Annotated in this window: 23 protein-coding genes, 5 tRNA genes and 1 pseudogene; 5 read left to right on the forward strand and 24 right to left on the reverse strand. The window is 71.0% G+C overall.

Features of this window, described 5'->3' with window-relative positions; translation table 11 throughout:
* Positions 1-57: 57 nt before the first annotated feature.
* The 5 genes from OOK31_RS09455 to OOK31_RS09475 form a co-directional block, all read right to left on the reverse strand.
* Entirely contained in the window at positions 58-1,119 is a 1,062-nt protein-coding gene (locus OOK31_RS09455) for an ATP synthase F0 subunit B (protein WP_267011986.1), read from the reverse strand.
* A 126-nt stretch (positions 1,120-1,245) separates the two neighbouring features.
* A complete protein-coding gene (coaD, locus tag OOK31_RS09460; protein WP_267011987.1) occupies positions 1,246-1,725 on the reverse strand; it encodes a pantetheine-phosphate adenylyltransferase in 480 nt (159 codons plus the stop codon).
* Positions 1,726-1,754: 29 nt separating this feature from the next.
* Positions 1,755-2,333, reverse strand: a complete 579-nt coding sequence (gene rsmD / locus OOK31_RS09465) for a 16S rRNA (guanine(966)-N(2))-methyltransferase RsmD (protein ID WP_267011988.1) — start codon at positions 2,331-2,333, stop codon at positions 1,755-1,757.
* Positions 2,334-2,418: 85 nt separating this feature from the next.
* Entirely contained in the window at positions 2,419-5,631 is a 3,213-nt protein-coding gene (locus OOK31_RS09470) for a helicase-related protein (protein WP_267011989.1), read from the reverse strand.
* Between the two features lie 26 nt (positions 5,632-5,657).
* A complete protein-coding gene (locus OOK31_RS09475; RefSeq protein ID WP_267011990.1) occupies positions 5,658-7,337 on the reverse strand; it encodes a DAK2 domain-containing protein in 1,680 nt (559 codons plus the stop codon).
* 242 nt (positions 7,338-7,579) lie between these two features.
* Between OOK31_RS09475 and rpmB the strand changes: the two genes are divergently transcribed.
* Positions 7,580-7,765 (forward strand): 50S ribosomal protein L28, encoded by a 186-nt coding sequence (gene rpmB / locus OOK31_RS09480; RefSeq protein ID WP_007266795.1) that lies wholly within the window; start codon positions 7,580-7,582, stop codon positions 7,763-7,765.
* Positions 7,766-7,908: 143 nt separating this feature from the next.
* Here the strand turns inward: rpmB and thiD are convergent, their stop codons facing one another.
* Together thiD and OOK31_RS09490 are read right to left on the reverse strand one after the other, a co-directional pair.
* Positions 7,909-8,718, reverse strand: coding sequence for a bifunctional hydroxymethylpyrimidine kinase/phosphomethylpyrimidine kinase (thiD, locus tag OOK31_RS09485; RefSeq protein WP_267011991.1), 810 nt, complete (start codon positions 8,716-8,718; stop codon positions 7,909-7,911).
* Positions 8,715-9,698 carry a thiamine-phosphate kinase gene (locus OOK31_RS09490; protein ID WP_267011992.1) on the reverse strand — a complete coding sequence of 328 codons (984 nt, stop codon included), beginning with the start codon at positions 9,696-9,698 and terminating at the stop codon, positions 8,715-8,717. Before OOK31_RS09490 ends, thiD begins: the two co-directional genes overlap by 4 nt.
* 245 nt (positions 9,699-9,943) lie before the next feature.
* On the opposite strand from OOK31_RS09490, the gene OOK31_RS09495 reads away from it, so the two are divergent.
* Both OOK31_RS09495 and OOK31_RS09500 read left to right on the forward strand, forming a co-directional pair.
* Complete coding sequence (locus OOK31_RS09495; RefSeq protein WP_267011993.1) at positions 9,944-10,177, forward strand: Lrp/AsnC ligand binding domain-containing protein; 234 nt, start codon at positions 9,944-9,946, stop codon at positions 10,175-10,177.
* A gap of 23 nt (positions 10,178-10,200) precedes the next feature.
* The gene (locus tag OOK31_RS09500) at positions 10,201-10,692 is read left to right on the forward strand and encodes a DUF3515 domain-containing protein (protein WP_267011994.1); all 492 of its coding nucleotides are present in this window, start codon (positions 10,201-10,203) and stop codon (positions 10,690-10,692) included.
* Positions 10,693-10,808: 116 nt separating this feature from the next.
* On the opposite strand, the gene OOK31_RS09505 is transcribed toward OOK31_RS09500, so the two are convergent.
* From OOK31_RS09505 to OOK31_RS09515, 3 genes are read right to left on the reverse strand one after another with little or no spacing between them, the layout of a single operon-like run.
* Positions 10,809-11,966: a D-alanine--D-alanine ligase family protein gene (locus OOK31_RS09505; protein ID WP_267011995.1), complete on the reverse strand. Its 1,158-nt coding sequence runs from the start codon at positions 11,964-11,966 to the stop codon at positions 10,809-10,811.
* A gap of 39 nt (positions 11,967-12,005) precedes the next feature.
* A complete protein-coding gene (locus OOK31_RS09510; protein ID WP_267011996.1) occupies positions 12,006-13,016 on the reverse strand; it encodes an NAD(P)H-dependent glycerol-3-phosphate dehydrogenase in 1,011 nt (336 codons plus the stop codon).
* Positions 13,013-13,765 (reverse strand): 1-acyl-sn-glycerol-3-phosphate acyltransferase, encoded by a 753-nt coding sequence (locus OOK31_RS09515; protein ID WP_267011997.1) that lies wholly within the window; start codon positions 13,763-13,765, stop codon positions 13,013-13,015. Before OOK31_RS09515 ends, OOK31_RS09510 begins: the two co-directional genes overlap by 4 nt.
* 189 nt (positions 13,766-13,954) lie before the next feature.
* On the opposite strand from OOK31_RS09515, the pseudogene cofC reads away from it, so the two are divergent.
* A pseudogene (gene cofC, locus OOK31_RS09520) lies at positions 13,955-14,611 on the forward strand (2-phospho-L-lactate guanylyltransferase); the annotation flags it as partial.
* 299 nt (positions 14,612-14,910) lie between these two features.
* Here cofC and OOK31_RS09525 read toward each other — a convergent pair.
* From OOK31_RS09525 to leuC, 4 genes are all read right to left on the reverse strand, one after another.
* Positions 14,911-15,603, reverse strand: coding sequence for an HU family DNA-binding protein (locus OOK31_RS09525; RefSeq protein ID WP_267011998.1), 693 nt, complete (start codon positions 15,601-15,603; stop codon positions 14,911-14,913).
* 144 nt (positions 15,604-15,747) lie between these two features.
* Positions 15,748-15,975, reverse strand: coding sequence for a hypothetical protein (locus OOK31_RS09530; protein ID WP_267011999.1), 228 nt, complete (start codon positions 15,973-15,975; stop codon positions 15,748-15,750).
* 137 nt (positions 15,976-16,112) lie between these two features.
* Positions 16,113-16,706 (reverse strand): 3-isopropylmalate dehydratase small subunit, encoded by a 594-nt coding sequence (leuD, locus tag OOK31_RS09535; RefSeq protein WP_267012000.1) that lies wholly within the window; start codon positions 16,704-16,706, stop codon positions 16,113-16,115.
* A gap of 3 nt (positions 16,707-16,709) precedes the next feature.
* The gene (leuC, locus tag OOK31_RS09540; protein ID WP_267012001.1) at positions 16,710-18,134 is read right to left on the reverse strand and encodes a 3-isopropylmalate dehydratase large subunit; all 1,425 of its coding nucleotides are present in this window, start codon (positions 18,132-18,134) and stop codon (positions 16,710-16,712) included.
* A 184-nt stretch (positions 18,135-18,318) separates the two neighbouring features.
* Here leuC and ndgR point away from each other — a divergent pair, with 184 nt between their 5' ends.
* The gene (gene ndgR / locus OOK31_RS09545; RefSeq protein WP_007266782.1) at positions 18,319-19,035 is read left to right on the forward strand and encodes an IclR family transcriptional regulator NdgR; all 717 of its coding nucleotides are present in this window, start codon (positions 18,319-18,321) and stop codon (positions 19,033-19,035) included.
* Between the two features lie 183 nt (positions 19,036-19,218).
* On the opposite strand, the gene OOK31_RS09550 is transcribed toward ndgR, so the two are convergent.
* The 10 genes from OOK31_RS09550 to OOK31_RS09595 all read right to left on the reverse strand — a co-directional run bounded on the left by OOK31_RS09550 (position 19,219) and on the right by OOK31_RS09595 (position 23,868).
* Positions 19,219-19,291: transfer RNA gene (locus OOK31_RS09550), tRNA-Glu, on the reverse strand.
* Positions 19,292-19,312: 21 nt separating this feature from the next.
* Positions 19,313-19,384, reverse strand: a tRNA-Gln gene (locus OOK31_RS09555).
* Between the two features lie 24 nt (positions 19,385-19,408).
* Positions 19,409-19,481: transfer RNA gene (locus tag OOK31_RS09560), tRNA-Glu, on the reverse strand.
* 63 nt (positions 19,482-19,544) lie between these two features.
* Positions 19,545-19,617: transfer RNA gene (locus OOK31_RS09565), tRNA-Glu, on the reverse strand.
* Between the two features lie 27 nt (positions 19,618-19,644).
* Positions 19,645-19,716: transfer RNA gene (locus OOK31_RS09570), tRNA-Gln, on the reverse strand.
* Between the two features lie 87 nt (positions 19,717-19,803).
* Entirely contained in the window at positions 19,804-20,532 is a 729-nt protein-coding gene (locus OOK31_RS09575) for an HAD family hydrolase (protein WP_267012002.1), read from the reverse strand.
* A gap of 10 nt (positions 20,533-20,542) precedes the next feature.
* The gene (locus OOK31_RS09580; protein ID WP_267012003.1) at positions 20,543-21,214 is read right to left on the reverse strand and encodes a DUF4241 domain-containing protein; all 672 of its coding nucleotides are present in this window, start codon (positions 21,212-21,214) and stop codon (positions 20,543-20,545) included.
* Positions 21,215-21,325: 111 nt separating this feature from the next.
* The gene (gltX, locus tag OOK31_RS09585) at positions 21,326-22,801 is read right to left on the reverse strand and encodes a glutamate--tRNA ligase (protein WP_267012004.1); all 1,476 of its coding nucleotides are present in this window, start codon (positions 22,799-22,801) and stop codon (positions 21,326-21,328) included.
* Positions 22,794-23,582 carry a fumarylacetoacetate hydrolase family protein gene (locus OOK31_RS09590; RefSeq protein WP_267012005.1) on the reverse strand — a complete coding sequence of 263 codons (789 nt, stop codon included), beginning with the start codon at positions 23,580-23,582 and terminating at the stop codon, positions 22,794-22,796. Before OOK31_RS09590 ends, gltX begins: the two co-directional genes overlap by 8 nt.
* 100 nt (positions 23,583-23,682) lie before the next feature.
* Entirely contained in the window at positions 23,683-23,868 is a 186-nt protein-coding gene (locus OOK31_RS09595; RefSeq protein ID WP_267012006.1) for a hypothetical protein, read from the reverse strand.
* Between the last annotated feature and the right edge of the window lie 182 nt (positions 23,869-24,050).

Below are 24,050 nucleotides of genomic sequence, written 5' to 3' on the forward strand. Positions count from 1 at the left end.
CATACGCGCGACCGAACAGCCAGGATACCCGGCGACGCGCCCTGCGCCCAATCCGGGCTAACGCCCCTGCTCGTACTGGCGCAGCTGGTCCAGATTGATCATGCTCGTGTCGAAGAAGCTCGTCTCGTCGAGCGCGGGCTGCTGCGGCTGGTGCTGGTGGTGAACCTGCTGGTGGGCCTGCTGCTGGTACGCGGCGTACGGGTCGGGCTGCTGCTGGTACACCGCGTAGGGGTCGGGCTGCTGCTGGGCGCCGTAGGGCTGCTGGGCGTACGGGTCCTGGTAGCCGTAGGCGCCCTGCTGGTCGGCGGCGGGCTGCTGGTAGGCGTACGCCTCGTACTGCGGCTCGGGCTGCGCCTGCGCGGGGATCGGGGCGCGCACCGGGGCGGGGCCGGGGTCGGCGAGGCCGGCCAGGAAGTCGGCGTCGGTCGACGGGCGGACGCCCTGGGCTCCGGCGGCGTCCTGGGCGGCCATGTGCGCGCCGAGGTCGTCGGTGGGGACCCGGCCCAGCAGCTTCTGCCGGCCCCGGCCGACGGCCTCCAGGGTCTTGGCGAGCACCGCCTCGAAGGTCGCCAGCTTCGTGTCCACGTACGCGTCGGCCTGCTCGCGCTGGGTCCGCGGGTCGTCGCTGCGCTCGGGGGCGTCGGTGTCGGCGTAGCCCTGCTCGTCCAGGCCCGGTCCGCGGCCCAGCAGTTTCTCGCGGCCGCGGTCCACGGAGCCGATGGTCTTGCTGAGCACGACCTCGAAGTTGGCGAGCTTGCTGTCGACGTAGTCGTCCGCCTCGGCCCGGATCTCCTCGGCCTCCCGGCGGGCGTCCGCCAGGATCCGGTCCGCCTCGGCCTGCGACCGGCGGGCGATCTCGGTGTCGGAGATGAGGGAGCCGCGCTGGGCGTGCGCGGTCTCGATGATCCGGTCCGCCTCCCGGCGGGCCTCCTCGACGAGCTGCTCACGGCCTCCGATGAGCTCGCGCGCCTGGGCGAGGGAGCCGGGCAGTGCCTGGCGCACGTCGTCGAGCTGGGCGAGCAGCTCCGCGCGGTTGATCACGCAGGAGGCCGACATGGGCATCGACCGGGCACCGCCGACGGCCGCCACGATCTCGTCGAGCTTCTTCTGTACGTCCATGGGGGCTCGCGCTCTCTTTGCCTCGGACGGCTGCCGAGACGGACGGGAGGAATGACGAGACGACTGTAGGGCCACCGGGCGGACGGGCGGCGCGGACCGGGTGAACCCGGTCCGGCCGCCGTCGGCTCACTTCGCGCGCAGCCGTTCGACCAGCGCCGCGTGCACGTGTGCAGGCAGCAGGTGGGCGACGTCCCCGCCCCAGGCCGCGACTTCCTTGACCAGGGAGGACGACAGGAAGCTGTAGGTGGGGTTGGTCGGTACGAACAGGGTCTCGACCCCGGACAGTCCCATGTTCATCTGGGCCATCTGGAGCTCGTAGTCGAAGTCGCTGACGGCGCGCAGGCCCTTGACGATGGCCGGGATGTCGCGCTGCTTGCAGAAGTCGACGAGCAGGCCGTGGAAGGACTCCACCTCGACGTTGCCGTAGTCGGCGGTCGCCTCGCGGATCAGCTCGATCCGCTCCTCGACGGTGAACAGGCCCTGCTTGGACTGGTTGATCATCACGGCGACGTGGACGACGTCGTAGAGCCTGGAGGCCCGGCCGATGATGTCCAGGTGTCCGTTGGTGATGGGGTCGAACGACCCCGGACAGACGGCGCGGCGCAACTGAACTCCCTCGCTCTCCCGTGCGGGAATCATGATTCTTCGCGGTCTCGGGCGGCGCGACCGTACCAAAGGGTGCCTTCGCCGTACTTGCGCGAACGCAACGGCTCGAACCCCTCCGGCCACGGGAACGCACCGCTCCTCGTGCTCCGCTCCACGGTGACGAGCGCATCGTCCGTGAGCCAGCCGTTGGACCGGAGTGTGAGCAGGATCTCGCCCAGCTCGGCGTGCTCGACGGCGTACGGCGGGTCCAGGAAGACGATGTCGTACGGGTCCCCGAGCGCGGCGGCGGCCACGATCTGCTCGGCCTTGCCGGCCCGGAACTCGGCGCCGGGCAGGCCCACCGCCTTGATGTTGTCGCGGATCGCCTTGGCGGCCTTCGCGTCGGGCTCGACCAGCAGGGTGTGGCCCGCGCCCCGGGACAGGGACTCCAGGCCGACGGCGCCGGACCCGGCGTACAGGTCGAGCACCCGGGAGCCTTCGACTCCGTGCAGGGACTCCCAGGTGGAGAAGAGCCCTTCGCGCATCCGGTCGGAGGTCGGGCGGGTACCGGTGCCGGGCGGCACGGCCAGCCGCCGCCCGCCGGCGGTGCCGGCGATCACGCGGGTCATCTGGGGTCCTTCTGCTGGGGAGCGGGACGGGGCTGAGGTTCGGTCCCGGGGCCAACGATAGGTCGTCCCGGACGGGGTCCACCGGTCAGCCCTTCTCCAGGTACTGCTCCCGCTCGGTGTCCAGCAGGGCGTCGAGGGCGGTGCGCAGCCCGGGGAGGTGCTCCAGTTCCGGGTCGGCGGCGACCACGCGGGTGGCCTCCTCGCGGGCCTGGGCGATGACCTCCTCGTCCTCGATGACGGCGAGCATGCGCAGCGAGGAGCGGACGCCGGACTGGGCCTGGCCGAGGACGTCGCCCTCGCGCCGCTGTTCGAGGTCGATCCGGGAGAGTTCGAAGCCGTCGAGGGTGGCGGCGACGGCCGCGAGGCGGGCGCGGGCGGGGCTGGCCTCGTGCATCTCGCTGACCAGCAGGCACAGCCCGGGGGCGGAGCCCCGGCCGACGCGGCCGCGGAGCTGGTGGAGCTGGGAGACCCCGAAGCGGTCGGCGTCCATGATCACCATGACGGTGGAGTTGGGGACGTTCACCCCGACCTCGATGACGGTGGTGGCGACCAGCACCTTGACCTCGCCGGTGGCGAAGCGGCGCATGACGTCGTCCTTGTCGGCGGGGTCCATCCGGCCGTGGAGCACCTCGACGGACAGTCCGGCGAGGGGTCCGCGCGTGAGCTGCTCGGCGATCTCCAGGACCGCGAGCGGGGGCCGCTTGTCGCCGTCCTCCTCGGCGGCCTTCTTCTTCTTGGGTTCGTCGTCGCCGTCTCCGATGCGCGGGCAGACGACGTACGCCTGGTGGCCGTTCTCGACCTCCTCGCGGACCCGCTCCCAGGCGCGGGTGAGGAAGTGCGGCTTGTCCTTGGCGGGGACGACGTGGGTGGCGATCGGGGAGCGGCCGGCGGGCAGCTGGTCGAGGACGGAGGTCTCCAGGTCGCCGAAGACGGTCATGGCGACGGTGCGCGGGATGGGGGTGGCCGTCATGACGAGGAGGTGCGGGGGCTGCTTGCCCTTGGACCTGAGCGCGTCGCGCTGTTCGACGCCGAAGCGGTGCTGTTCGTCGACGACGACCAGGCCGAGGTCGTGGAACTGCACCTTGTCCTCGATCAGGGCGTGGGTGCCGATGACGATCCCGCCCTCGCCGGTGACCAGGTCGAGGAGGGCCTGGCGGCGGGCGGGGGTGCCCATGGAGCCGGTGAGCAGCACCACCTTGGTGCCCTGGTCGGAGCCGCCGAGCATGCCTCCTTCGGCGAGCTCGCCCATCATCTCGGTGATCGAGCGGTGGTGCTGCTGGGCGAGGACCTCGGTGGGGGCGAGCATCGCGGCCTGCCCTCCGGAGTCGACGACGGCGAGCATCGCGCGCAGCGCCACCATCGTGTTGTGGGTGACGGTGAAATTGTCGGTCACGTAGGCGTGGCTCGGGTGCTCGACGCTGATGCACTGGACCGGCTTGGCGCCAACGTGCTCCACAGACCGGATGCCGCGCCGGAAGGTGTTGTACTTCGGCCTCGGCCGCATTCGTGCCGCCTTGCGCGACAGCCGGAACGGCTCGAACTCCTCAGGCAAGGCAACGGAGACGTTGAAGGCAGTCCTCTTGGGCAGCACACGAGCACGTCCGCCGAGCGACCGCACGAGCCAGGCCACGTCCTCCGCCAACCGGAGGGAGGCGGAGCAGAAGGAAATGCTCATTCCGTTCGCGTCAAGCGTCCCGTCCGTGTCCATGAGCCCTTGAAGGACCGCCAGACGGTCCTTGACCGATGCGTTCTTGTAGACGTCCGGGACGAACTTGTCGTGTGAGGACGCACCCCACAGCCCCAGGTCGCGCACCGCCTGGATGACGGGATTCCGCCGGGTACCGCCCCTCGGCCCGCTCATCCGGATCGTGTAGTCGCAGCGGGATCCGGGAACCGCGGCCATCTCACGGTCCGGAGCCACTACAGCCTCGACCGCAGCCAGGATCTCCTCGTCCGCGGTGGACAGTCCCAGGTTGTGCCGAAAGGAGCCGTCACCGATGAGGACGCCCATCAGGTAGGGATCAAGTGGTTGTTGGTCACCGTTCCCCAGGTCCACGGGGACTGCTACCGGCAGGTACCACTTGGAAGATCCATTGGCCTCGTGCAAGTCCGATCGGATCTCCCTCGTGGTCATCACCTTGGGCTCCTGGCCCCGGTGCCATCCACAACTGGTGCCGACGATCCACAGGTGTTCGTCGTCGCACTCGACCGCGCTGCCGTCCGAGAGCACCACCCGCCACACATCGCGTACTCCTTGGGGGAAGACGCCCCCGACGAGTGCGATCTCGCCGGTCGGCACCACCACCTCGTCCCCGGCGGCGATGTCTCCCATGGGCCGGAAACCCGCAGGTGTCAGCACCAACGAGTCGAGAGGCTGGGCCTTGCCGGAGCCGACTTCGCCCTGGAGGAGGCGGTGCATGGGGTGGCTGGTGGCGAGGTCGTCGAAGATCTCCTTCGAGACGGTCTGCTGGCCTTCGGTGAGGGTGAAGGGCAGTTTGGCGTCGAAGGAGTCGAGGAGCCCGCCGGGGGTGGGGAGGCGGGGGACGGCCGGGAGCTGGGAGTCGGCGTGCCGGCGGCGGGCCAGGGCCACCTGGAGGACGAAGGCCTCGTCCCACTTGAGGCGCTGGCGGGCGTCCTCGATGTCGGCCTTGGTGGCGGGGCGGTGGATCTTGAGCAGGGCCTCGGTGAGGGGGATCAGGCCCCGGCCCTCGCGCAGGGCGGGCGGCAGCGGGTCCACGGTGTCCTGGGCGCTGGGCAGGACCGCGTCGACGGCCTTGGAGATCTTCCAGGACTCCAGCTTGGCGCAGGCCGGGTAGATCGGGATGAGCTGGCTCGCGAAGGCGGCGGCCGCGTCCCGGTCGGAGGCGTCCGCGCCGAGGAGTTCGTAGGCGGGGTGGGAGAGCTGGAGCTTGCGGTTGAAGATGCCGACCTTGCCCGCGAACATCGCGCGGGTGCCGGGCAGCAGGTCCTTGTGCGGTTTGTGGACCCCGGCGCCGAAGAAGACCAGCTGGAGACGGCCGCTGCCGTCGGTGATGGTGACCTCCAGGCGTTTGCCGCGCCCTCCGTTGAAGGTCAGGACCCGGGCGTCGGCGACCTGGGCGACGACGGTCACGTGCTCGTCGAGCTGGTCGGCGAGCTCGGCCAGCGGGGTCAGCTCGCCGCGCTCCGCGTACCGGCGGGGGTAGTGGTGGAGCAGGTCCAGGGCCGTGTGCAGGCCGAGCTGTTCGGCCAGCACCTTGGCGGTGGCGGGGCCGAGGGTCTTCTTGAGGTCTTCGTCGAGCGCGGGCACGTGTTCCATTGCACACCATGGCGCCGACAAGCCCGCTATTCCACCCCGATGAGCAGCGGCGCGGACCAGCGCCCGCCTCGGTAGGTGACGGTGTCGACGGCCAGGTGCGCCTGCTGGACGTACGCCTCCAGGCGCGCGGCGAGGGTGTCGGGGACCTCGGGGCCGAGGACGAGGGTGACCAGTTCGCCGCCGGAGCCGAGCATCCGCTCCAGGACGGCTTCGGCGGTCTCGGGCAGGCCCGCGCCGATGACGGCGACGTCCCCGTCGATGAGGCCGAGGACGTCCCCGGCCTGGCAGATGCCGGCGGAGGTGAAGGACTGCCGTTCGGCGACGGCGAGTTCCCCGTAGCGGGTGGCTCCGGCGGCGGCGGTCATGGCGACGACGTCCTCGTCGAAGCTGCCCTCGGGGTCGTGCACGGCGAGGGCGGCCAGGCTCTGGACGGCGGAGCGGGTGGGGATGACGGCCACGCGTACGCCGTCGGCGCGGGCGTGTTCGGCGGCGGTGGCCGCGGCGGCGCGCAGTTCGGCGGTGCCGGGCAGCAGGACGACCTCGCGGGCGTGCGCCCGGTGCACGGCGTCGACGAGTTCCGCGCTGGTGGGGGGCTCCCCGGGGCGGGCCAGGACGGTGGTGGCCCCGGCTTCCCCGCAGAGTCCGGCGAGCCCCTCGCCCGGGACGACGGCGACGACGGCCCGCTGGACGCGGGGGGCGCGGGCCCGGCGGCGTTCGTCGCCGAAGTGGGTGATGCGGATCCGGTACGGCCGGCCGGCGACCACTCCGGCCTCGACGGCCGCGCCGGGGTCGTCGACGTGCACGTGGACGTTCCACAGCCCGTCCCCGCCGACGACCACCAGGGAGTCGCCGAGGCCGTCGAGGCCCGCGCGCAGCCCGGCGACGGCCTCGTCCCCGGCCTCCAGCAGGTAGACCACCTCGTAGGCGGGCCCGCCCTGCTCCTCGGCGCAGGGGTCGGAGGCCGACGGCAGGGAGGCGGTCCGGCCGGGTACCGGTCCTTCGGCGGGCTCCTGCCCGGACAGGGCCTGCCACAGGGCCCCGAGTACGGCGACCAGCCCGCAGCCCCCTGCGTCGACGACCCCGGCCCGGTCCAGCACGGCGAGCTGCCCGGGGGTCTCGGCGAGGGCGGCGCGGGCGCCCTCGTAGGCGGCGCGGGCCACCTCGGCGGCGCTGTCGGCGACGGCTCCCGCTGCGGCTCCGGCGAGGGCTCCGGCCCGGGCGGCGGCTCCGGCGACGGTGAGCATGGTGCCCTCGACGGGGTGCGCGACGGCCTGGTAGGCCTCCTCGGCGGCCCGGGTCAGGGCCTGGGCCAGCAGGGGTCCGGCGGCCCGGTCGCGGGGTTCGGCGCCGAGGACGTCGGCGACGCCGCGCAGCAGCTGGGCCAGGATCGTCCCGGAGTTGCCGCGGGCGCCTATGAGCGCGCCGTGCGCGTAGGCCCGTACGGCTTCGGAGAGCGAGGGCGCCGCGGCTGTGCCTTCGGTCACGTCGGCGGTGGCCTCGGGGGTGTCCCCGAAGGCGGCGGCCAGGGCGCGGTCGGCGGACTCGGCGGTCAGGTAGAGGTTGGTGCCGGTGTCGGCGTCGGCGACCGGGTAGACGTTGATCGCGTCGATGTCCTCGCGGGCCCGGCCCAGTGCGGCCAGGGCCAGCGAGCTCCAGGTGCGCACCGCTTCGGCGTCGAGGGTGTGCGGGCCAGGCTCGTGCGCCACCGGGCGTTCCTCCTTGTGCGGGCCAGGGTTCACCGCAGGGTAACGAAGGACGGCCCGCTACCCGGGACCCCGGGGCGGGGCCCGGTCCGGTCATGGTAGTTTTCTTGGACCGAAGCAGTCGTTGTATGCTGCTCAGGTTGCCCGTCGAGAGTCGGGTCATTCGTCCGGCAAGCCACTTCAGATCTCTGATTCCGGTGCGCCGGATTTCACTGTAATTGCATCTGAAGTCTTTGGAGTGACCTGTGGCTGCCAACTGCGACGTTTGCGCCAAGGGGCCGAGCTTCGGCAACAACATCTCCCACTCGCACCGCCGCACCTCGCGTCGCTGGAACCCGAACATCCAGCGCGTCCGTGCCGTGGTCAATGGGACGCCGAAGCGCCTCAACGCCTGCACCTCGTGCATCAAGGCCGGCAAGGTCTCGCGCTGACGCCTCCCGTCGTCGTAGCGCAGCCCTTTCCGGTTGCCAAGAAGGCCGGTTCACCTCTGGTGAACCGGCCTTTTGCCTTGTCCGGTACCGATGGCCGGAGGGCCACCTCCTGACGTCAGGAGGTGGCCCTCCGGCCATCGGTGTCAGCGCCACTGCCAGGCGTGGTCCACCGGGCCGATGCCCCCGCCGAGCGCGAAGCCGGCGGCGATGGCGCCCGTGACGTACGCCTTGGCCCGGGTGACGGCCTCCGGGACGGTCAGGCCCTGGGCCAGGCCCGCCGCGACGGCGCTGGCCAGGGTGCAGCCGGTGCCGTGCGTGTGCCGGTTGTCGTGGCGGGGGGCCCGCAGCCACAGCTCCTCGGAGCCGTCGGTCAGCAGGTCCACGGCCTCGTCCCCGTGGGCGTGGAGGTGGCCGCCCTTGATGAGGGCCCAGCGCGGTCCGTAGCCGAGTACGGCGTCGGCGGCCCGCCGCATGTCGTCCTCGTTCTCCACGCTCACGCCCGTGAGCTGGGCCACCTCGTCGAGGTTGGGCGTGGCGACGGTGGCCCGGGGCAGCAGTTCCCGGCGTACGGCGTCCAGCGCGGAGGCGGCGAGCAGCGCGTCCCCGTGCTTGGAGACTCCTACGGGGTCCACCACGGCCGGGGCGTCGGTGCCGGCCAGCAGGGCGGCCACCGTCTCCACGAGCACGGCGGAGGAGAGCATGCCCGTCTTCACGGCCTGGACGCCGATGTCGTCGACGACGGCGCGGTACTGGGCGGTGACGGCCTCGGCGGGCAGCTCCCAGGCCCCCCGCACGCCGAGGGAGTTCTGGGCGGTCACCGCGGTGATCACGCTCATGCCGTGCACGCCGAGGGCGAGCATGGTCTTGAGGTCCGCCTGGATGCCCGCGCCGCCGCCGGAGTCGGATCCGGCGACGGTCAGGCACAGGGGCGGGTGGTCGGGCGCAGCCGTCACTGCGACGGTCCCTCGGCGGCCGGGTCGGCGCCGAAGTGGTCCCAGCCGCCGGTGCTGGTCCACGGGGCTCCGTCCACGGTGACCTGAGGCAGCGCGGAGCGGTGCTGGACCTCCCCGATGACCTTCCAGCGGGCCGGGAGCTTCACGTCGGGCGGGAACGTCGCCACGATGGCGTGGTCCTCTCCCCCGGTGAGCACCCACTGGAGCGGGTCGACGCCGACGGCCTGGCCGATGTCGTGCATCTGGGTCGGGATGTCCACGGCCCCCGAGCGCACGTCGATGCGTACCTTGCTGGCCTCGGCGATGTGCCCGAGGTCGGCGATCAGGCCGTCGCTGACGTCGGTCATGGCGGTGGCGCCGAGTCCGGCGGCCGCGGGGCCCGCGTGGTACGGGGGCTCGGGGCGGCGGTGCGCCTCGACGAAGGCGCGCGGGGAGCGGAAGCCGCGCGAGAGCACCGCGAAGCCGGCCGCGGACCAGCCGAGCCAGCCGGTGACGGCGACGACGTCGCCGGGCTGGGCGCCGGAGCGCAGCACGGGCTCGTGGTTGCGGAGGTCCCCGAGGGCGGTGATGGCGACGGTGATGGTGTCACCGCGCACGACGTCCCCGCCGACCACGGCGGCCCCCGCGACCTGGCATTCGTCGCGGATGCCGTCCATCAGCTCGGTGGGCCAGGTCACCGGCAGCTCGGCCGGGACGACGAGGCCGAGCAGCAGTGCGGTCGGCACGGCGCCCATGGCGGCGATGTCGGCCAGGTTCTGCGCGGCGGCCTTGCGGCCGACGTCGTAGGCCGTGGACCAGTCGCGCCGGAAGTGCCTGCCTTCCAGCAGGATGTCGGTGCTCGCCACGACCCGCCGGTCGGGGGCCGACACCACCGCGGCGTCGTCGCCCGGCCCGAGCCGGACCGCCGGTGTGGTGGTGAGCCGTGAGGTGAGCTCCCGAATGAGCCCGAACTCCCCCAGCTCGCCCACAGTGCCCTTCATCGCTGTGCCCCTTCTCGGCAAGTCCGCTTGCGGTCGCGAGCCGTCACAGCTCTGGGTACCGTCAACAGATACGTCAACTTCTGCTCTGCGTACGCCCCGCTGTGCGTGGCGCCGGGCCGGGGGGTCTCCCCGCGGCGCACGGCGACGCGGTACCGTGGCGTCCCTTCTTCCCCGGGCCCACCCGTTGTCCCCGGGCCCACCCGAAGATTAGGGGAAATGATCCTCGTGGCCGCCCTGGAGGTTCTGTGGTACAGGCGTACATCCTCATCCAGACAGAGGTGGGCAAGGCGTCGTTCGTCGCCGAGTCCATCAGCAAGATCGCGGGGGTGATCCAGGCCGAGGACGTGACGGGCCCGTACGACGTGATCGTGCGCGCCCAGGCCGACACCGTGGACGACCTCGGCCGCATGGTCGTCGCCAAGGTCCAGCAGGTGGAGGGCATCACCCGCACCTTGACCTGCCCGGTGGTCCATCTGTAGCCCCCGTCTACTCTTGGCCGGTGATGTCACTGCACCGTCGGCCGTTCCGTCTGCTGGCCATGTCCGCCGTCTCGGCCCTCGTGGCCCTCGTGGGCTGCGCTCCGGGGGATTCCGGTGCGCGGGTGGATCCGCCGCCCGCTCCGCCCGCCGACGTCGCGGGGCTCTGTGCGGCACTGCACAAGGAGCTCCCGGAGACGGTGGCAGGGCTGGCGCGGACCACCACCGAACCGGTGTCGGATCTGACCGCCGCGTGGGGCGGCTCGGCGATCGTACTGCGGTGCGGTATCCCCAAGCCCCCCAAGATGGCGGATCCGAAGCAGGAGGGCGTGGAGGTGAACGGCGTCGGCTGGCTGCTGGAGAAGACGTCCGACGGCGGCTTCCGCTTCACCACCGGGTCCCGCCTGGCGTACACGGAGGTGCAGGTCGACAAGGAGCATGCCACGGACGCGGGGATGCTGGTCGGTCTGTCCGCCGCGGTGGCCGAGGCCGTCCCCGTCGGCATCTCGTCCTACTGATCTCCGCGGGCCCCCTGCCGGGGTCCCGCGGAGCTCGCCTCGCTCACACCGCCGCCCGTCGGCCGCGCCCCTGGGGGCGGGCCGGCGGGCGGTCGGCTGTACGGGGCCGGGCTGCTCTAGCGCAGCCCGGTGGAGCGGCGCAGGGCCGCCTGGATCAGGAGGTCCACCAGCTCCTGGTACTCGATGCCCGACTCCTGCCACATGCGCGGGTACATGGAGATGGGGGTGAAGCCCGGCATGGTGTTGATCTCGTTGATCACGAACTCGCCGTCCTCCGTGAGGAAGAAGTCGGCGCGCACCAGACCCTCGCAGGAGGCGGCCTCGAAGGCCTCGACCGCGAGCTTCTGGACCTCGGCGGTCTGCTCCGCGGTGAGCGGGGCGGGCACGAGTCCGGCGGCGGAGTCGATGTACTTCGCCTCGAAGTCGTAGAAGTCGTGGCTGGAGACCGGGGGGATCTCGGCGGGCGCGCTGGCGCGCGGTCCGTCCTCGAACTCCAGGACGCCGCACTCGATCTCGCGGCCGCGCAGCAGCGCCTCCACGATGATCTTCGGGTCGTGGCGGCGGGCCTCGCGGACCGCGGCCTCCAGGCCGGAGGCGTCGTCCACCTTGGTGATGCCGATGGAGGAGCCGGCCCGGGCGGGCTTGATGAACAGCGGCCAGCCGTGCTCGCCGGCGAAGTCCAGGATCTTCGCGGTGGCGGCGGCCTGGTCGGCCTCCCACTCGCGGGGGCGGATGGTCACGTACGGGCCGACCTTCAGCCCGAAGGAGGTGAACACCCGCTTCATGTAGTCCTTGTCCTGGCCGACGGCCGAGGCGAGGACGCCCGAGCCGACGTACGGGATCCCGGACAGCTCCAGGAGGCCCTGGAGGGTGCCGTCCTCGCCGTAGGGGCCGTGCAGCACGGGGAAGACGACGTCGACCTCGCCCAGGGCCTTGGGAACGGCGCCCGGTTCGGTGTAGACGACCTCGCGGCTGGCGGGGTCCACGGACAGGACGACGCTGCCTTCCGGGGAGTCCGTGAGGGACTCCACGTCGGGCAGGGACCGGTCGCTGATGGCCATGCGCTCGGGCTCGTCGGCCGTCAGGGCCCACCGGCCGTCCGTGGTGATGCCGATGGGCAGCACCTCGTACTTGGCGCGGTCGATGGAGCGCAGCACGGCGCCCGCGGTGACGACCGAGATGGCGTGTTCCGAGCTGCGGCCGCCGAACACGACGGCCACGCGGGGCTTGCGGCCCTGCTGCTCAGGGGTCTGGGGGAGGTTCTCGCTGCTCATATCGCCACGAGGGTACCCGCTCAAGCGTCCGGAAAGGACTCAGCGGCGTTCCGGTTTGGCGCTGCGCCCCATCAGTTCCTTCAGGGCGACCAGCGTGGGCTTGCCGTGGTGGACGATGTCGACGACCGTGTCGGTGATCGGCATGTCCACGCCGTGGCGGCGCGCCAGATCCGCCACGGACTGGCAGGACTTGACGCCCTCGGCGGTCTGCTTGGTGACCGCGATGGTCTCCTCCAGGGTCATCCCGCGGCCCAGGTTCGTGCCGAACGTGTGGTTGCGGGAGAGCGGCGAGGAGCAGGTGGCGACCAGGTCGCCGAGGCCCGCGAGGCCGGAGAAGGTGAGCGGGTCGGCGCCCATCGCGAGGCCCAGGCGGGTGGCTTCGGCCAGGCCCCGGGTGATGAGCGAGCCCTTGGTGTTGTCGCCCAGTCCCATGCCGTCCGCGATGCCGACGGCGAGGCCGATGACGTTCTTGACGGCGCCGCCGAGCTCGCAGCCGATGACGTCGGTGCTCGTGTACGGGCGGAAGTACGGGGTGTGGCAGGCGGCCTGGAGGCGCTGGGCCACGGCCTCGTCCACGCAGGCGACGACGGACGCGGCGGGCTGGCGGGCGACGATCTCACGGGCCAGGTTGGGGCCGGTGACCACGGCGACGCGCTCGGCGGGGACCTTGGCCACCTCCTCGATGACCTCGCTCATCCGCTTGGCGGTGCCGAGTTCGATGCCCTTCATCAGGGAGACGAGCACGGCGTCGGCGGGCAGCAGCGGGGCCCACTCCGCCAGGTTGGCGCGCAGGGTCTGCGAGGGGATGGCGAGGACCGCGAAGTCGGCTCCGCGGGCGGCCTCGGCCGCGTCCGTGGTGGCCCGGATGTTCGCGGGCAGTTCGACGTCGGGGAAGTAGTCCGGGTTGGTCCGGCCGGTGTTGATGGCGTCGACCAGCTCCTGGCGGCGGCCCCACAGGGTCACCTCGCAGCCGGCGTCGGCGAGCACCATCCCGAAGGCGGTGCCCCACGATCCGGTTCCGAAGACGACGGCCTTCACGGGACGTGTCACTTCTTGCCCTCCCCCGCGGCGTTGCGCCGCTGCTGCGCCCTGGCCTTGCGGTGGTCGTACGGCTGCGCGGGAGCACTCTCGCCGCGCAGTTCCTCCAGGAGCCCGGTGATGGCCGCCATGATGACCTCCGTGGCCTCCTTGAGGACCTCCGGAGTGGGTTCGCGGTCGTAGTACGCCGAGAGGTCCACGGGCGGTCCTGCGAGCACCTGGAGGGTCTTGCGGGGGAACAGGCTGACCTTGTTCTCCTTGGCATAGGGCGGCATCGCGAGATTCGCGCCCCACTGGGCCACCGGAATGACGGGCGCCTTGGTGATCAGTGCCACGCGCGCGGCGCCGGTCTTGCCCGCCATCGGCCACATCTCCGGGTCACGGGTCAGCGTGCCTTCCGGGTAAAAGGCGACGCATTCACCGCGCTCGATCGCGTCCACGGCGGCCCGGAATGCGTCCAGGGCGTTGGTGGTCTCGCGGTAGACGGGGATCTGGCCGGATCCGCGCAGGATCATGCCGACGAATGGCACCTTGAAGAGTCCGGCCTTGGCGAGCAATCGGGGCACCCGGCCGGTGTTGTACTGGAAGTGCGCGTAGGACAGCGGGTCCAGATACGAGTTGTGATTGACCGCGGTGATAAATCCGCCGTCGGCCGGAATGTGCTCCATTCCCCGCCAGTCCCGCTTGAAGAGCACTACCAGCGGCGGTTTCGCGATGACCGCGGCCAAGCGGTACCAGAAGCCGATTCTGCGGCGGGACACTCGGACACCTTCCTCTAGGACCGGTGCGCGGCTTGGGCACCTCGTCGGCCGGACAAGTGTCGCCCCAGGTCCGGTCTCTGTCGAGGACACCGTACGCCCCGCTCGGACCACCGGTGCCCCCTGCGGGCGGCAGGAGGCGACAATGGGCCGACTGATGACCGGGCCATGACCTTCTGATGGCCGGGGCGGGTGCGGGAGCGCACCGGAGGGAAGGGGCCCGTCACGAACGCCGTCTGGAGTCTGGTGGTCCCCCTGAAGCCCTTGGCGCTGGCCAAGAGCCGGCTGGCGGCGGCCGTCGGCGCCTCCCGTCCCGGGCTCGCACTGGCATTCGCGCTGGACACCGTGGCGGGGGCCCTGGCCTGCTCTTCCGTCGCGGATGTGGTGGTCGTCACGGACGACGCCCGGGCGGGCGCGGAGCTGGCCAGGCTGGGGGCGCGGATCCTTCCCGACGCCCCGGGCGCGGGGCTGAACGCGGCGCTGGACCACGGGGCGCGGGCGGTACGGGCGGGGCGTCCCGGTTCCCCGGTGGCCGCGATGAACGCGGACCTGCCCGCACTGCGGCCGCCGGAATTGCTACGCGTGCTCGATACCGCCTCGGTATTTCCCCGGGCATTTCTGGCGGATGCGGCAAGAATCGGGACGACCCTGCTTTCCGCCGGCCCGGACATGGAATTGGCACCTGCGTTCGGCGGTCCGTCGCGGGCCCGGCATTCGGCGTCGGGAGCGGTGGAAATCGCCCTGCCGGACGTGGAGAGCGTGCGCCGGGACGTGGACACGGGCGCGGACCTGCGTACGGCCCTCACCCTCGGTGTGGGCCGTCACACGGCCCGATACAGTGCCCGTATGCAGGCGACCGCGTACACGTACGACTCCCAGACCCGCAGCGGCAGTGTGCTGCTCGACGACGGCACCCCGGTGCCCTTCGAGGCGGCGGCCTTCGATGCGGGCGGCCTGCGGCTGCTGCGGCCGGGTCAGCGGGTCCGCATCGAGACCGACGGCGAGGGCGCGGCCCTGCGCGTCACCCTGGTCACCCTCCAGACCTTCTGACCCGCAGGCCGGCCACACCCCGCGCGACCTGCGCGGAACGCACCGCGGGCCGGCTTCCCCCAGGGAAGAAGCCGGCCCGGCGTGTGTGACTCGTGCCCCTACTTCTTGCGGGCGGTGGTCTTCTTCGCGGTGGCCTTGCGCACAGCCGTCTTCTTGGCGGGCGCCTTCGTCGCGGTGGCCTTCTTGGCCGCCGGGGCGGTCTTCTTCGCGGTGGCGGTGGCCTTCTTGGCCGTCGCCGCGACCTTCTTGGCCGGGGCCGCCTTCTTCGCCGTCGTCGCGGCCTTCTTCGCGACGGTGGTCTTCGCGGCGGTCTTCTTCACGGTCGCCGTGGTCTTGCGCGCCGTGGTCTTCTTCACCGTGGCCGTGGCCTTCTTCGCGACCGCCGTCTTCGCGGCGGCCTTCTTGGCCGTGGTGGCCTTCTTCGCGGCGGCCTTCTTGACGGTGGCGGAAGCGCCACCGGTCAGGCTGCCCTTGGGGGCCTTCTTCACGGCGACCTCGTCGCCCTTGGGGAGCTTCTTGGTACCGCTGACCAGGTCCTTGAAGCCCTGGCCCGCGCGGAAACGGGGGACGGAGGTCTTCTTGACCCGGACGCGCTCACCCGTCTGCGGGTTGCGGGCGTAGCGGGCCGGCCGGTCGACCTTCTCGAACGAGCCGAAGCCCGTGACCGAGACCCGGTCGCCCGCGACGACCGCGCGGACCATGGCGTCCAGTACCGCGTCGACAGCGTCCGCGGCCTGCTGACGGCCGCCCAGCTTGTCGGCAATCGCTTCTACGAGCTGCGCCTTGTTCACGTCTTCCCCTTCGGAGACTTCGCCAGAACGAATGTGTTCAAGCTTATTTCGCACGTTAGGCGGATATATACCGCAAATCAAACACGAAACGGGCTAATCACCCTAGTGCCGCAACGATGTAGGCCGTTACGGAGTTCCTTCGCATCAGTCGCCTTCAGGGAATCGACCCTCGTCGAGGTCCTTCATCAACCTGTCCAGGCGCCTTGCCGCATCGGCGAGATCATGCTTCGCCGTGGCAGTGGCGACCAACAGCTTCCGGGACAGCGCCATCCTTACGCCCTCCGGGACTTGCAGTGTGCGCACCCTTGTGTGTGCTTCTTTCAACCGGTCCGCGACGAGTTCGTAGAGCTCGAGTTGACTGTCGCGTTCCATGCACAGATTGTGCCATCTGGGGCGAGTTGTCGCCTCACGGGGCCTCAACATACGGCTGTGCCCCCCGCCGGAAGGCGGGGGGCACAGTGTTGCCGATGTGATCACCCGGGGGTGAATAAGCGCTGATCAGGCTGGAATCAAGCCCGAATCGTACGCGGCTTGAAGGCCGGGCGAGTGCTTTCGTAGGTGTCGATGTCCCCTTCGTTCTGAAGGGTGAGCGAGATGTCGTCCAGACCCTCCAGCAGACGCCAGCGGGCGTTGTCGTCGAGTTCGAACTCGGCCTCGACGCCTTCCGCTCGGACCTTGCGGTCGACCAGGTCCACGGTGATCTCGGCCGTGGGGTCGGCCTCGGTGATCTCCCACAGCCTGTCGACGGTCTCCTGCGGCAGGACCACCGTCAGCAGACCGTTCTTCAGCGAGTTGCCGCGGAAGATGTCGGCGAAGCGGGAGGAGATGACCGTCTTGAAGCCGAAGTTCTGCAGGGCCCAGACGGCGTGTTCGCGCGAGGAACCGGTGCCGAAGTCGGGACCGGCGACCAGGACGGTCGCACCGGCGCGCTCCGGGCGGTTCGTGATGAACTCGGGGTCCTTGCGCCAGGCCTCGAAGAGCCCGTCCTCGAACCCGTCACGGGTGATCTTCTTCAGCCAGTGGGCCGGGATGATCTGGTCGGTGTCGACGTTGCTGCGGCGCAGCGGGACGGCCCGGCCGGTGTGGGTGGTGAAGGCTTCCATGGTTCAGACTCCGGCGGTCGCGGTGGCGTCGGACAGGTCGGCGGGCGAGGCCAGATGGCCCAGCACCGCGGTGGCGGCGGCCACCTGCGGGGAGACCAGGTGGGTCCGCCCGCCCTTGCCCTGCCGGCCCTCGAAGTTGCGGTTGGAGGTGGACGCGGAGCGCTCACCGGGCGCCAACTGGTCGGGGTTCATGCCCAGGCACATCGAGCAGCCCGCGTGCCGCCATTCGGCGCCGGCCTCCTTGAAGACCTTGTCCAGGCCCTCCTCCACGGCCTGCAGCGCGACCCGCACCGAGCCGGGGACGACCAGCATCCGTACGCCGTCGGCGACTTTGCGGCCCTCGATGATCCCGGCGACGGCGCGCAGGTCCTCGATGCGGCCGTTGGTGCAGGAACCTACGAAGACGGTGTCGACGCGGATCTCGCGCAGCGGCTGTCCCGCGGTCAACCCCATGTACTCCAGGGCCTTTTCGGCCGCGTGGCGCTCCGAAGCGTCCTCGTACGAAGCCGGGTCGGGGACGTTGGCCGACAGCGGCGCGCCCTGGCCCGGGTTGGTGCCCCAGGTGACGAACGGGGACAGCGTGGCACCGTCGATGACGACCTCGGCGTCGAAGACCGCGTCCTCGTCGGTGCGCAGGGTCTTCCAGTACGCGACCGCCGCGTCCCAGTCCTCGCCCACGGGGGCGTGGTCGCGGCCCTCGAGGTAGTCGAAGGTGGTCTGGTCGGGGGCGATCATGCCCGCGCGGGCGCCGGCCTCGATCGACATGTTGCAGATGGTCATGCGGGCTTCCATCGAGAGCTTCTCGACGGCCTCGCCGCGGTATTCCAGGATGTACCCCTGGCCGCCGCCGGTGCCGATCTTGGCGATGATCGCCAGGATCAGGTCCTTGGCGGTGACGCCCTCGGCCAGCTCGCCGGTGACGGTGATCGCCATCGTCTTGGGGCGGGCCAGCGGCAGCGTCTGGGTGGCCAGCACGTGCTCGACCTGGCTGGTACCGATGCCGAAGGCCAGCGCGCCGAAGGCGCCGTGGGTGGAGGTGTGGGAGTCGCCGCAGACCACCGTGGTGCCCGGCTGGGTCAGGCCCAGCTGCGGTCCCACGACGTGGACGACGCCCTGCTCGACGTCACCCAGCGAGTGCAGGCGGACACCGAACTCGGCGCAGTTCTTGCGCAGCGTCTCCAGCTGGGCCCGGGAGACCGGGTCCGCGATCGGCTTGTCGATGTCGATGGTGGGGGTGTTGTGGTCCTCGGTCGCGATGGTGAGGTCGAGGCGTCGGACCTTGCGGCCGGCCTGGCGCAGGCCGTCGAAGGCCTGCGGGCTGGTCACCTCGTGCAGCAGGTGCAGATCGATGAAGAGGAGATCGGGCTCGCCCTCGGCGCGCCGGACGACATGGTCGTCCCAGACCTTCTCCGCGAGTGTCCTACCCATCGCTTTCCCTCCGGCCGGCCGGTTGTGCCGGCGCTTATTAGAGATCTGTTGCGCCTGATCGCCCGCTTCCCCCGTGCGGAACGACGGCTCGGACCCAGTGGTTCGTGGACCCGCACATACAGACTCGCTGGTTCTTGGAAAAATTGAACTTGCGTTTCACAGTGTGAGACGTGAATATCGTTTCATGGACAACTCTAGCGGCGTCGGCGTTCTCGACAAGGCAGCTCTGGTACTGAGCGCACTGGAGTCCGGTCCGGCCACCCTCGCCGGGCTGGTCGCGGCGACAGGGCTCGCACGACCCACGGCACATCGCCTTGCCGTGGCACTGGAACACCACCGGATGGTGGCGAGGGACATGCAGGGCCGGTTCATCCTCGGTCCGCGGCTGGCAGAGCTTGCCGCCGCGGCCGGCGAGGACCGCCTGCTGGCCACGGCCGGACCGGTGCTCACGCACCTCCGTGACGTGACGGGCGAGAGCGCGCAGCTCTACCGCCGTCAGGGCGACATGCGTATCTGCGTGGCGGCCGCCGAGCGGCTGTCGGGCCTGCGGGACACCGTCCCCGTGGGCTCCACGCTCCCGATGAAGGCGGGCTCGGCCGCGCAGATCCTGATGGCCTGGGAGGAGCCCGAGCGGCTCCACCGCGGGCTCCAGGGCGCGCGCTTCACGGCCACGGCCCTGTCCGGCGTACGACGCCGCGGCTGGGCGCAGTCGATCGGCGAGCGGGAGCCCGGCGTGGCCTCCGTGTCGGCGCCCGTACGCGGGCCGTCGAACCGCGTGGTGGCCTCCGTGTCGGTCTCCGGGCCGATCGAGCGGCTGACCCGCCACCCGGGCCGCATGCACGCCCAGGCCGTCATCGACGCGGCCGCCCGTCTGACGGAGGCCCTGCGCCGCTCCGGCTGACACCTCCCCGGCCGAAGACCTCTCCCACCACAACCCCCGGGCCCGGGGGCGCGTACGACGCCGCACACGTCCGAACACGCGCCTCCGGGCCCACACTTGTACCCGGGGTCCGGCACCCCGGCGAGCGCGCCGGAAACGCGGAAGAGGCCCTCCGCGATGATCGCGGAGGGCCTCTCCTGTGCGTACCCCCGACCGGATTCGAACCGGCGCTACCGCCTTGAGAGGGCGGCGTGCTAGGCCGCTACACAACGGGGGCTAGCTTTACTGCGGTACTACGCTGGGCTACCAGGACTCGAACCTAGAATAAGGGAACCAGAAACCCTCGTGTTGCCAATTACACTATAGCCCAAAGGTCTAGACCAGCTAGACACAGTACCCCCGACCGGATTCGAACCGGCGCTACCGCCTTGAGAGGGCGGCGTGCTAGGCCGCTACACAACGGGGGCCCTAGCGATCCTGCATCAAGACGTCCGGGAGCTACCCAATGGAGATCTTGCGGGAAGGATCTGTACCCCCGACCGGATTCGAACCGGCGCTACCGCCTTGAGAGGGCGGCGTGCTAGGCCGCTACACAACGGGGGCAAAGCACTGCGTTACTTCTGCACTGCGCTGGGCTACCAGGACTCGAACCTAGAATAAGGGAACCAGAAACCCTCGTGTTGCCAATTACACTATAGCCCACCAAAACTCAAGACCCTTGGGGACTTTCGTTTGGTTAGCGCCTCCGTGTCCGGCCTTTCGGCCCGCTCCGGCGGCGCAGAAAGAACATTACCGGATGCCTGACCGTGCTCCAAAACGGGTATCCGCAGCCAGCAGCTCCGGCAGCCGGTCGAGTCCCGCGATCCGGTGCACGCCCGCCGGAGCCGGGCCGCGCCCTCCGTCGCGGTCCAGCCAGACCGCCGCCAGGCCCGCGTCACGGGCGCCCCGGGCGTCGATGTCCGGCTCGTTGCCCACGTAGACCACCTCGCCCGGGGGCAGTCCGAGCGCCTCGCACGCGGCGAGGAAGGCGGCGGCCTCCGGTTTGCTCACGCCCAGCTCGACGGCGCAGACCAGCACTTCGAAGCGGTCGCGCACGCCGAGGGTGCGCAGCTTGGGCTCCTGGATGGTGGCGGAGGCGTTGGAGAGCACCCCGTGCCGGTAGGTGGCGGCGAGGGCGTCCAGTACGGGCAGGGCGTCCGGGAACAGGGCCCAGGCGGCCTTGTAGTGCTCCACGTAGCGGCCGAACCAGGCGGTGGCCTCGGCCGCCGTCATCGCGGGTGCCCCGAGGAACTCCCGTACGCGGTCCTGGCGCTGTCCCTCGAAGGTGACCTCGCCCGCGGAGAAGCGCTCCCAGTTGCGGTCCGTGAGGCGGCGCCACAGGGCGAGGGCCTCGGCGGGGGTGCCGTAGCGCCCGGCGAGGCCCTCCTCGACGAGGTGGCGGGCGAGTCCGGCCGTGTCGGCGCCGGTGTAGTCGAAGAGGGTGTCGTCGATGTCCCACAGCACGGCGCGGATCGGCATGGGGCCGAGCCTACGCCGCGCCGTCCTGCGGGGTGGGCACGACGAAGAAGTCCGTCAGGAAGCAGGTGACGGCGCCGGTGCGGTCCCGGCCGACCCAGGTCGGGTAGGAGCCGTCGCCCCATCCGGAGGTGAAGGCGGCGAGGTTGTGACCCTCCTCACCGCTGACCAGGTAGGGGCCGGGGCCGTGGCCGTTCTCCTCGAAGGCGTCCCAGAGCGGGCCCTCGTCGCCCTCGCACTCCGGGAAGGACTCGTCGGCGGCCGCGTCGTAGAAGCAGCCCGCGCCGGCGTCCACGCCGTAGCCGAAGTACTCGTCGTCCCCGAGTTCCGCCGGATCCTGGCCCGCGACCAGGGCCTGCTCCCAGGTCACCGTCTCCGTGTCGGAAATCACCAGCCGGGCCGCGGCCGTGCGCAGGTGCGGGGTGTCCTCGGCCGGCTCCCCCGGCGTGACGAGGGTGGCTATGGCCGTCTCGACGCGGTAGCGGCCCGGTGCCACGGCGACGGTGAAGGGCTCGGCCTCCCCGGCGCCGAGGCCGATGAAGGGGTCGCAGGCGGTGATCCGGCCGCTGGGGAGCCAGAGCTCGCCGGCGACGGCCACGTGGAGGGTGCCGGTCTGCCCGCTCTCGTAGGCGAAGTAGTGGCCCGGGGTGAAGTACCGGGAGTAGTCGGGGGCGGTCATCGGCATGGCAGGGCCTTCCACGGGGTGGTGATCAACAGCACGCACCTTAGGGCCCCGCGCCGACAACGCCGAAGGGGCGGCAGCCGGATCGACTGCCGCCCCTTCGTGGAACGCGGGTCAGGCGGAGAGCTTCGCCAGGGTCGCGTCGATGCGCTCCAGGGAGCGCTCCTTGCCGAGGATCTCCAGCGACTCGAAGAGCGGCAGGCCCACCGTGCGGCCGGTGACGGCGACGCGGACCGGGGCCTGGGCCTTGCCGAGCTTGAGGCCGTGGGCCTCACCGGCGGTCAGGACGGCCTGCTTGAGGGACTCGGGGTCCGACCAGTCGGCGCCGGCCAGGTTCTCGCGGGCCGTGGTCAGCAGGGCCGCGGGCTCGCCCTTCATGGCCTTGTCCCAGGACGCCTGGTCCTCGACGGGCTGCTTGAGGAAGAGGAAGTCCACGTTCGCGGTGATGTCCGACAGGACGGTCACGCGGGTCTGGGCGTGGGGCGCGATGCGGTCCCAGGCCTCGGCGTCGAAGTCCTCGGGCGCCCAGTTGGCGTGCGGGGCCGTGAGCCACGGGGCGCAGGCGTCCGCGAAGGCCTTGGGGTCCAGCTGCCGGATGTGGTCGGCGTTGATCGCCTCGGCCTTCTTGAGGTCGAAGCGGGCCGGGTTGGCGTTGACGTCCGGGATGTCGAACTTCGCCACCATCTCCTCGATCGAGAAGATGTCCTGGTCCTTGGAGAAGGACCAGCCGAGGAGCGAGAGGTAGTTCAGCAGGCCCTCGGGCAGGAAGCCGCGCTCGCGGTAGAGGTTGAGCGAGGACTCGGGGTCGCGCTTGGAGAGCTTCTTGTTGCCCTCGCCCATGACGTACGGCAGGTGGCCGAAGTCGGGGACGCCCTTGGCGATGCCCAGCTCGATCAGCGCCCGGTAGAGCGCGATCTGGCGCGGGGTGGAGGACAGCAGGTCCTCGCCGCGCAGCACGTGCGTGATCTCCATCAGCGCGTCGTCGACCGGGTTGACGAGCGTGTACAGCGGGGCGCCGTTCGCGCGGACGATGCCGAAGTCGGGCACGTTCTCCGGGGTCACGGAGATCTCGCCGCGGACCAGGTCCGTGAAGGTGATGGTCTCGTCGGGCATCCGGAAGCGGACGATCGAGGCGCGGCCCTCGGCCTCGTACGCGGACTTCTGCTCGGCGGTGAGGTCGCGGCACTGGCCGTCGTAGCCGGAGGGCTTGCCGGCGGCGCGGGCGGCGTCGCGGCGGGCGTCGAGCTCCTCGGTGGTGCAGTAGCAGTGGTAGGCGTAGCCGCCGTCCTGGAGCTTCTGCGCGACGTCCTTGTAGATGTCCATGCGCTGGGACTGGCGGTAGGGGGCGTGGGGGCCGCCGACCTCGGGGCCCTCGTCCCAGGTGAAGCCGAGCCAGCGCAGCGAGTCGAGGAGCTGCTCGTAGGACTCCTCGGAGTCGCGGGCCGCGTCGGTGTCCTCGATGCGGAAGACGAACGTACCGCCGTGGTGGCGCGCGAACGCCCAGTTGAAGAGGGCGGTGCGGACCAGGCCCACGTGGGGGTTGCCGGTCGGGGAGGGACAGAAACGTACGCGGACTGGTCCGTTAACCACGCTTGATCACCTTGTTGGTGAGAGTGCCGATGCCTTCGATGGTGACGGCGACCTCGTCGCCGACGTTCAGGGGGCCGACTCCGGCCGGGGTCCCCGTGAGGATGACGTCGCCCGGGAGCAGGGTCATGGCCTCGCTGATGTGTACGACCAGGTCCTCGATGGAGCGGACCATGTCGCTGGTGCGGCCGAGCTGGCGCTGTTCGCCGTTGACGGTGCACTGGATGGTCAGGTCGCTCGGGTCGAGGTCCGTCTCGATCCAGGGGCCGAGGGGGCAGGCGCTGTCGAAGCCCTTCGCGCGCGCCCACTGCTTCTCGCGCTGCTGGACGTCGCGGGCGGTGACGTCGTTGGCGCAGGTGTAGCCGAGGATCACGTCCTTGACGCGCTCCTTCGGGACCTCGCGGCACATGCGGCCGATGACCACGGCGAGCTCCGCCTCGTGGTGGAGGTCCTGGGAGAAGGAGGGGTAGGTGATCGGGTCACCCGGGCCGACCACCGAGGTGGAGGGCTTGAAGAAGGTGATCGGCGCGTCGGGGACCTCATTGCCGAGCTCCGCCGCGTGCTCCGCGTAGTTGCGGCCCACGGCCACGACCTTGTTCGGGAGCACGGGCGGCAGCAGCCGGACCTTGTCCAGCGGGACCTTCGTGCCCGAGAGCTCGAAGTCCGCGAAGGGGATGCCCTTGATGATGTCGAGCACGAGGCCCGTGGTGTCGCCGGGGGCGGCTTCGCCCTCGACCGCGCCGAACGCGACGTTGCCGTCGATCGAGAACCTGGCGATGCGCACGTGTTGCGTCTGCCCCTCTGGTGTTTCCGCTGGCTGGAGTCTGCGGACTCCAGGCTAACGCGGTGGGCGGCGGCGCTTCGCGCTCATTCCCCGCGAGGGGTTACTGCGCGGCGGCGACCGGCGCGTCCATCAGGACGGTGCGGCGGGGGTTCGCGGTCTGGGTCGGCAGCTCGACGGAGTGCTCCGGGGTGGCCGGCGCCGCCTGCAGCTCCTCGGCGTCCTTCAGGTGCGCGAGGGTGGTGCGGCGGGGGTTGGCTATGTTGCGGAACATCGTCGTCGTCTTCATCGGAGTTTCGGGCCCTCGGCTCGGTCGTGGGGAATGGGGGTCGTCGGACGCGCCGGCCGCTCGGGGCTCGGACGCTTCAACCCTTCAAGGGGCAAGGCTAAACATCTGAATCCCCGACTGAACCGGGAAGTAATGGCCACGGCCGTGTGAGTTTGCTCACCAATGACCGGGCATTCCAGGCA

This window comes from Streptomyces sp. NBC_00249, assembly GCF_026342355.1.
In the GTDB taxonomy this organism is placed as follows: Bacteria; Actinomycetota; Actinomycetes; order Streptomycetales; family Streptomycetaceae; genus Streptomyces.

Excerpts from the sequence above, each read along its gene's own strand:
- OOK31_RS09505 (WP_267011995.1), bottom strand. The coding sequence starts at position 11,966 with ATGAGCAGCGAGAACCTCCCCCAGACCCCTGAGCAGCAGGGCCGCAAG.
- OOK31_RS09575 (WP_267012002.1), bottom strand. The coding sequence starts at position 20,532 with ATGCCGATCCGCGCCGTGCTGTGGGACATCGACGACACCCTCTTCGAC.
- ndgR (WP_007266782.1), top strand. The coding sequence starts at position 18,319 with ATGGACAACTCTAGCGGCGTCGGCGTTCTCGACAAGGCAGCTCTGGTA.
- OOK31_RS09500 (WP_267011994.1), top strand. The coding sequence starts at position 10,201 with ATGTCACTGCACCGTCGGCCGTTCCGTCTGCTGGCCATGTCCGCCGTC.
- leuD (WP_267012000.1), bottom strand. The coding sequence starts at position 16,706 with ATGGAAGCCTTCACCACCCACACCGGCCGGGCCGTCCCGCTGCGCCGC.
- OOK31_RS09580 (WP_267012003.1), bottom strand. The coding sequence starts at position 21,214 with ATGCCGATGACCGCCCCCGACTACTCCCGGTACTTCACCCCGGGCCAC.
- OOK31_RS09470 (WP_267011989.1), bottom strand. The coding sequence starts at position 5,631 with ATGGAACACGTGCCCGCGCTCGACGAAGACCTCAAGAAGACCCTCGGC.
- OOK31_RS09595 (WP_267012006.1), bottom strand. The coding sequence starts at position 23,868 with ATGAAGACGACGACGATGTTCCGCAACATAGCCAACCCCCGCCGCACC.
- OOK31_RS09490 (WP_267011992.1), bottom strand. The coding sequence starts at position 9,698 with ATGAAGGGCACTGTGGGCGAGCTGGGGGAGTTCGGGCTCATTCGGGAG.
- rsmD (WP_267011988.1), bottom strand. The coding sequence starts at position 2,333 with ATGACCCGCGTGATCGCCGGCACCGCCGGCGGGCGGCGGCTGGCCGTG.
- OOK31_RS09530 (WP_267011999.1), bottom strand. The coding sequence starts at position 15,975 with ATGGAACGCGACAGTCAACTCGAGCTCTACGAACTCGTCGCGGACCGG.
- leuC (WP_267012001.1), bottom strand. The coding sequence starts at position 18,134 with ATGGGTAGGACACTCGCGGAGAAGGTCTGGGACGACCATGTCGTCCGG.
- OOK31_RS09455 (WP_267011986.1), bottom strand. The coding sequence starts at position 1,119 with ATGGACGTACAGAAGAAGCTCGACGAGATCGTGGCGGCCGTCGGCGGT.